The sequence below is a fragment of the Aliivibrio kagoshimensis genome (genome assembly GCF_050337105.1).
GTDB classification, from domain to species: domain Bacteria; phylum Pseudomonadota; class Gammaproteobacteria; order Enterobacterales; family Vibrionaceae; genus Aliivibrio_A; species Aliivibrio_A kagoshimensis.
In genome coordinates, this window is sequence record NZ_JAKJSQ010000115.1 from 1 (window position 1) to 6,726 (window position 6,726).

Here is a 6,726-nt window from a genome sequence, read left to right on the forward strand (position 1 = left end):
TAGGTAATATCAGTTTTGTGATCATGGACAAAAAGTGAACGTAATCTTAAATAAATGGCTTTCAATATTTGATCAAATACAACTAGATTGATGAAGTGATTGAAATAACCATTAAATACTTTTACAAGCAAGATTGGGTGTTTTACCTATAAATTACTACTATATAGCGACTTAAAAATGAAAAGTTCCCACATAAGAGATTTGGTCAATGACCAATATGACCGTGATGGCGCCATAAATATTGAACAGCTTTATCTACAATTGGCGCCTATCTCTTGTCTGGATATCATCAATGAAGTTATCTCTGTTCTTGTAGAAAGTGACCCTCAATTAACGGACTTATGTCTCAATAATCAACTGTTGCCAATCTTGCAATCCTTGCCTGTTGATCTCTCCACTGAACAAAAATTCACATTGAGTTATCAATCATTGGTGGCGTTGAACAGTGCCCAAAGCCACAGTCGTTACCTTCAGGTGACAGATTGTCACCGACAGTTTTTAAAGCCGACTGATGTGTTGATGTTTGGTGATTCATTAACAGAGTGGGGTCCATGGGGGGATGCCTTTCCTACTCTTAACATCACCAATCGTGGTATCGCGGGTGATACCACAAAAGGGATGTTAGGGAGAGTGCAAGATAGCCTGTTATTAGAACCTAAAACGGTGTTTGTGATGGCGGGAGTAAACGATTTAGCAAAAGGTATTTCTGTTTGCGACATCGTTCAACACTACAGTGACATTGTGCAGACTTGGACTGAGAAAGAGATTGAGGTGAATGTTCAATCCACTCTGTTTGTCGGTAAACGATTAGCGCATCTCAATCCACAGATTATTGAGTTAAATAATCAATTAAGAAAAATGTGCCAGACACTGGGCGCGAACTACATCGACCTAACCCGTGTGTTATGCCCAAATGGACATTTAGCGCCGATGTACAGTTGTGATGACTTGCATTTAAATGCATTGGCTTATCAACAGTGGCTAGAAGTGATTATTAGTAAACTGACGAAATAGTTTTTTTTGTCATTAAATGAAGAAAATTTTTGTTGTTTAGAAGTTAACAAAGGAAATTTACACGGTGGAATGCTTCCCCTTGTAATAACGTTACTAAGCGTATGGAGATACTCATGAATAACCCGATATATCGATCTGCAAAAACACTTTTACTCCTATCTGCCGCGATCTGTTCTACACAGTTGCTTGCAGCCAATGAGAAATGGCCAAATTTACCAGAGGGCATAAAAAGCGGTGTTGCAGTCCAGTCCGACGGACAACTTTTTGTTGGCTTAGGCTCTGCAGGTCAACACCTCTACACATTAGATTTGGATAATGTGGATCAGGGGTGGCAACAGCTGCCTGACTTTATTGGCCCAGCACGAAATGGAGCGACAGCCACAGTCACTAATGGAAAAATAATGATTTTTGGTGGGGCAGGTAAAGTTAATGCATCTGACCGAGCCCCCATCATTTTCAACTCAGTCTACAGCTTTGACATTAAAAACAGTCGGTGGGCGGAAGAGAAAACCAGCTCTCCTGTCGGTCTACTAGGCGCGTCATCTTATACCAATAACAATGGTGAAGTGATTGTTGTTGGCGGCTATAACAAATCTCTGTTTGATACGTACCTTTCAGACATTACGGCGGTTGATAAAAAAACTGACCCGGTTAAATGGCAGAAAATTGTTGATGATTACATGGGGATGAAGCCTCAAGATTATCGTTGGAATACTCAAGTATTAAGTTATTCGGCTGCCGAGAATAAGTGGCGTGATTTAGGGACCTCTCCCTATATCCCTAATTGCGGGTCAGCGTTGGTGCTTGAACAGAATACGGCCACATTAGTCAGTGGTGAAATAAAACCAGGCTTGAGAACGGCAGAAGTGAAATCAATTCAGGTGAGTGATGGCAATGTGACTTGGAAAACGATGTCAGCCCTGCCAAAACCTGCAGGACAATCTCTACAAGAGGGGGTAGCGGGTGCTTATGCAGGAAAAATTGGTGACGCATTAGTGGTGATGGGAGGCGCTAACTTCCATGGCGCTAGAGATCAATTCGAACAGGGAGGACTTTTTGCTCATAACGGTCTTTCTAAAGCCTATAACCCTGAAGTCTATGTCATGAATGGAAGCCAATGGAAGCAGGTTAATGACCTTCCAAAAGGGATGGCCTATGGCGCTTCATTCACTTTACCAGAGGGCATTTTGGTAGTCGGAGGCGAGAATAAAAAAAGAGAAGCATTAAATGATGTATTTCTTGTCACGCTTAATGAGTCGGGAGTCTCAATAACCGATTAACGATCAGCTTTATTGTGGAGTTGATCATTATTTCTATTTTTACCAATGAAGTTTTACTCCGCTATCTGTATGATGGAGTTAAACTTCGCAACTGGATTGATTTTTGGAGTATTTTATGAATCCTAGTGCTCAACCTATTTTAGCTACTCTGCGCCATGGATTTGTCGCATCTTGCCAGCCAGTGGATGATGGCCCAATGGATCACCCAGTGATTGTTTCTGCAATGGCGCAAGCATCCGTGATTGGTGGTGCAGCGGGATTAAGAATTGAAGGTGTCGAGAACCTTAAAGCAGTACGCCCTAATGTGACGGTACCCATTATTGGTATTGTGAAGCGTGATTTGCTTGATTCAGAAGTACGTATTACCCCTTTCATCGAGGATGTTAGAGCACTTCAAGAGGCGGGTGCTGATATTATTGCCATAGATGCAACGGATCGTCCTCGACCTGTGTCAGTCGCGGCGTTAATCGAAGAGATTCATCGTGTTGGTTGTTTAGCAATGGCAGACTGTTCAAGCCTAGAGGAAGGGTTATATTGCAAATCGATGGGCGTCGAGATCATCGGTTCCACTCTTTCTGGTTATACTACTGATGTGACTCCCACAGAGCCTGATTTTGATCTCGTGACACAACTGCAAGCGCAAGGGTGTACGGTGATGGCTGAAGGACGATATAATTCCCCACAGCTAGCGCGTAAAGCGATTGAGTTAGGAGCTCACTGTGTCACCGTCGGTTCTGCGATTACTCGAGTGGAACACATTTGTGGCTGGTTTAAGAGTGAAGTGAACAAAGCGGTGATGGAGTCATCAAAGGTCATGGTATGAAACACTGTTTAGCGATAGATATTGGTGGTACAAAATTAGCCGCAGCAATTGTAAAAGAGGGTCTTATTGTACAGAGGGTGCAGTGTGAAACCCCCCATTCACAATCGCCTCAGCAGCTGATAGATGCACTTAGCGGCTTGTTACAACCTCTTATACCCATGGCCGATTACGTTGCCGTGGCGTCCACTGGAATTATTAATAATGGTGTACTTACTGCCTTGAATCCAGCCAATTTAGGTGGATTAGATCAGTTTCCATTGGTAGAGGCATTAACCTTGATTACCCGTCTACCTGTATTGGCGATTAATGATGCGCAGGCGGCGGCTTGGGCTGAATTTAAGCAGCTAGATAGTCACATTCAAGCGATGGTATTTATTACGGTCTCAACAGGCGTTGGTGCCGGTATTGTACTTAATGGAAACTTGATGACAGGTGCGCGAGGAATTGCAGGGCATGCTGGACACATGCAAGCTGATCCAAATGGGAAACAGTGTGGTTGTGGCCGAATAGGTTGTGTTGAAACGATCGCCTCGGGTACTGCCATAGCACAATACGCAAAAGAGCGTATAGGTGGCGTCTCATCAGGAAAAGAGGCCTACGCTCTGTTTTTAAGCGGAGATGTGCAAGCAAAAGAGATTGTTGAACATTCAGCAAAAACCATTGCCAACTTAATTGCTGACCTGACGATTACCTTAGATTTAGATGCGGTTGTGTTAGGAGGCAGTGTCGGTTTGGCGGAGGGGTACTTAGACTTGGTTAACGATTATGTATCAGTAATGCCACCTATCTATCAACCTAAAATAGTCCGTGCTAAAGCGGGTGCCGATGCCGGTTTAATTGGTGTCGCATTGTGGTCGCAACTGCAGAGTTTATAATAAAAAAGGGGATATCACGTGAAGTGATATCCCCTTGGATTTGGTTTATTGAACTAATTTACGAGGAAATCGGCAGCTTTCATTCTGGTCACGACGGTCTCTTTTTGTTCTGTCGTTAGTGCTTTGAGTGGCAGACGTGGATCCCCAGCATCAATATCATGCAGACCCATGGCCGCTTTACCTGCCGCGACACCACCGAATTCTACCAAGACACGAATCAGTGCAATCACATTATCCATGCCTTTGATGACCTGTTGATGCTTACCTTGATTGAAGTCCTCAATGATTTTATGGAATTGCGGAGCCGCATAGTTATACGTACTGCCAACTGCTCCGATTGCGCCTACGGCGAGTGCGGCCGGTAGGAACTCATCCACACCAAATGGGATATCAAACTTCCCGTCACATGCTCGTAGGCAGCGCTGATATTCGTAGAGATCACCACTGTTAAATTTAATACCGAAGAGATTTGGAATTCTTGATTCAGCTTTAATCAAAAACTGCTCCATATCCAAGTTTACGCCGGACATGCCTGAGTGGTAGTAGTAAAAGCCTTTCGAAGGGGCAGCAGCAGCAACTTCAGCGCAGTAATCAATAAGATCATCTACGGAGCCTGGCTTAAAGAAGCAAGGTCCAATAGCGGAAGTGGCAAAAATATCGAGGGTGTCCGCATGGCGAGTAAGCTCAAGGGTATCGACAATGCTCAATGCACCTGTATGTACCGTGATCTTAAGTGCGCCTTTAGAAGCGGCAACCCACGTTTCAGCAATCTTTTTACGCTCATCCACAGAGCAGTGAATACCTTCACCTGTGGTACCACAAATATAGATACCGTTTACGTTATCGTTAATTAAATGGCAGGCAATTTTCTCAATTTCTGAGTAATTGACAGAGCCATCAGCGGAAAACGGGGTATGCGGTGCGGCAATTAATCCAGTGAGCTTTTCCATTATGGTTCCTTAGTAAGCATTTAAATAGAAGTAAAACTTCATCATTGTGTTTATTTGTGGAGTTTAGCTTATATTATGGAGCGGAGGCACCTGAGGCAATAGATTAATAGTGATTGGTAGCATAAAAAAGTGAAACTGTGATCCTAGGCACAGCCAGTGGGTTATCGAAATAATGGAGTTTTACTTCACAAAGTCAATGCATGGTGTAAGATTTACCGCAGTGTCTAAATAGAGAGAATTAAAATGAGCAGCAGTGCATTAGGGAAGAGCAGGAAGGTGATTGTCACGATGAGTAGCTTACGTGATAGTTTGACCCCTTCAGAAAAAAGGATATCAGACTATGTGATAGCCAACTCACAACAAGTGACCAAGCTCTCTATTGCAGAACTCTCTCAAGCGGTTAATGTTGGCGAAGCCACGATCATTCGCTTTTGCCGAACTTTAGGGTTTAAAGGTTTCCAACAGTTCAAAATGGAACTGGCCATTGAGATCTCCACCAGTCAACAGAATGAACGTTCGATTCTTGATACCGATATTGCTCAAAATGACAGCGCAGAACTCATTGGGCAAAAGCTGCAAAATACGATTGATAATGTTCTATCTGAAACCCTCAGCTTACTCAATTTTTCCACCTTAGAGCAGGTTGCTCAGGCCATTAAACAGGGGAAAGGGATCTACTTTTTTGGTATAGGTTCATCAGGAATTACCGCTGAAGAGGCGAAGAATAAGTTTATGCGAATCGGCTTTAATGTTGATGCGCTGAATAATAACCACTTTATGTATATGAAAGCCTCGTTGCTGCAAAAAGGGGACTTAGCTATTGGGTTAAGCCATTCAGGAAGCTCAGTCGAGACGACCAAAGCGCTTAGGTTAGCCAGAGAGTCTGGGGCAACAACGGTTGCATTAACTCATAATCCTCGCTCAGCGATAGCCGCGCAAGCTGACTTTGTGTTAGTGAATGGGAACCGTCAAGGGCATTTACAGGGGGATTCAATTGGAACCAAAATATCTCAACTTTTTGTTCTTGATTTGCTTTATACTCTCATCGTTAAAGATGATGTAGCGGGCTCACAAGACCGTAAATTAAAAACAACCAAAGCATTAGACTCGTAGTCCTGAATAAAGAAGGTAGTAACTAAAATGATTGTGCAATATGAAGAACAGCTGTTAGAACTTATTGATCAACAAGTTGCGACAGCATCTGATGATGAACTCTTTGCTGGTGGTTATTTACGCGGACACATTTCATTATCAGCGGCAGACTGTGAAGCGAATGAAATTACGGAATTTACCGTGTTCACTCAGAAAATAGTGCAAAGCCTTCATGATGCTAAATCAGAACTGACTCCTGCTGATCAACAAATTGTTAATGCTATTTGGCTTGATCTCGTCTCGAAGGTATCTGCCTAATACACTTATTTACATAGAGAAAAAGTGACATCATTTTCTGTTAAGGGGGTCGCTTTTTCAATACTACCTTCCCGTAAACCTCTTATTATTAAGTTTTGTAATTTATAATAAATATATAAATTATTATTAATAATCAATAGTTAACATTAAACTTTCTCAATAAAAACCTTTAAAACCATTTTTATTTAGTGATCTGCCTTTATTTTTTGTGTAACCAGCCGATTTGGTACTAAGCAAATAGATATAATGGTCTCATTAAATATTGTTACTGAATAACGATGCAATGAGCAGTTTTTGGGCAGAGGAAGTCGAGTGTTATGAACAAAATATCATTTAAGATTAAAGTATTTGGTGCGCTTTGCGCCATTATATCC

At 42.4% G+C, this 6,726-nt stretch carries 7 protein-coding genes; 6 read left to right on the forward strand and 1 reads right to left on the reverse strand.

The features are described 5' to 3' along the window. The first annotated feature begins 177 nt into the window (after positions 1-177). The 4 genes from L4C32_RS19910 to L4C32_RS19925 all read left to right on the forward strand — a co-directional run bounded on the left by L4C32_RS19910 (position 178) and on the right by L4C32_RS19925 (position 3,992). Positions 178-1,014, forward strand: a complete 837-nt coding sequence (locus L4C32_RS19910; RefSeq protein WP_428198638.1) for a GDSL-type esterase/lipase family protein — start codon at positions 178-180, stop codon at positions 1,012-1,014. A gap of 113 nt (positions 1,015-1,127) precedes the next feature. Further along, the gene (locus tag L4C32_RS19915) at positions 1,128-2,294 is read left to right on the forward strand and encodes an N-acetylneuraminate epimerase (protein ID WP_428198639.1); all 1,167 of its coding nucleotides are present in this window, start codon (positions 1,128-1,130) and stop codon (positions 2,292-2,294) included. Positions 2,295-2,409: 115 nt separating this feature from the next. Further along, positions 2,410-3,117: an N-acetylmannosamine-6-phosphate 2-epimerase gene (locus L4C32_RS19920; protein WP_428198640.1), complete on the forward strand. Its 708-nt coding sequence runs from the start codon at positions 2,410-2,412 to the stop codon at positions 3,115-3,117. Then, complete coding sequence (locus L4C32_RS19925; protein ID WP_428198641.1) at positions 3,114-3,992, forward strand: N-acetylmannosamine kinase; 879 nt, start codon at positions 3,114-3,116, stop codon at positions 3,990-3,992. Before L4C32_RS19920 ends, L4C32_RS19925 begins: the two co-directional genes overlap by 4 nt. Positions 3,993-4,045: 53 nt before the next feature. On the opposite strand, the gene L4C32_RS19930 is transcribed toward L4C32_RS19925, so the two are convergent. Further along, positions 4,046-4,942 carry a dihydrodipicolinate synthase family protein gene (locus L4C32_RS19930; protein WP_428198642.1) on the reverse strand — a complete coding sequence of 299 codons (897 nt, stop codon included), beginning with the start codon at positions 4,940-4,942 and terminating at the stop codon, positions 4,046-4,048. A 243-nt stretch (positions 4,943-5,185) separates the two neighbouring features. On the opposite strand from L4C32_RS19930, the gene L4C32_RS19935 reads away from it, so the two are divergent. Together L4C32_RS19935 and L4C32_RS19940 are read left to right on the forward strand one after the other, a co-directional pair. Next, the gene (locus L4C32_RS19935; RefSeq protein WP_428198643.1) at positions 5,186-6,055 is read left to right on the forward strand and encodes a MurR/RpiR family transcriptional regulator; all 870 of its coding nucleotides are present in this window, start codon (positions 5,186-5,188) and stop codon (positions 6,053-6,055) included. A 27-nt stretch (positions 6,056-6,082) separates the two neighbouring features. Then, a complete protein-coding gene (locus L4C32_RS19940; RefSeq protein ID WP_428198644.1) occupies positions 6,083-6,352 on the forward strand; it encodes a YfcL family protein in 270 nt (89 codons plus the stop codon). Positions 6,353-6,726 lie beyond the last annotated feature (374 nt).